Source organism: Paracraurococcus lichenis (assembly GCF_030657435.1).
Lineage (GTDB): Bacteria > Pseudomonadota > Alphaproteobacteria > Acetobacterales > Acetobacteraceae > Paracraurococcus > Paracraurococcus lichenis.
On record NZ_JAUTWS010000476.1, the window covers coordinates 1 to 476 of the forward strand.

The window sequence follows — 476 nt, forward strand, 5'->3', positions numbered from 1 at the left end:
TTCTTGAAGGCGCTGGTCCGATGCACGACCCGACGGCCGAGCGTCGCGCGGATCGCCCGTGGGTAGGAACCGTGCCCGTCGGTGGTGACACGCTCGGGGGTGATGCCAGCGGCAGCCTTGGCCGAGCGGAAGAACGCTTGGGCCGCTGCCATGTCCCGGTGCTCGCTCAGCATGGTGTCGACGAGATTGCCGTCGCGGTCGATGGCACGATACAGGTACGCCCAGCGGCCACGGACCTTGATGTACGTTTCGTCGACGTGCCAGTGCCGGCCGCGGGCACCACCCTTGCCGTGCCGGCGCCGGCGGAGTTCGTCCGCCAGCAGCGGTGCGAGCTTTGCTTCCCAGTCGTGGGCGGCTTCATCCCGTCCTATTCACGCTCGGCCGCGTGGATGCCGCGTGTTGCTGCGTCAGGCGGCAAATGGACACTTGGTGGCGGTACGAAGCGCAGTCTTGAGGGGCGCGGCTGCGGTTGAACA

The 476-nt window shown here is 67.9% G+C and carries 1 protein-coding gene; it reads right to left on the bottom strand.

Annotated features, from left to right (window positions below; genetic code table 11):
• Window positions 1–371: DDE-type integrase/transposase/recombinase (locus Q7A36_RS42030; RefSeq protein ID WP_370655822.1), on the bottom strand; the 371-nt coding region annotated here is incomplete at its 3' end.
• Window positions 372–476 lie beyond the last annotated feature (105 nt).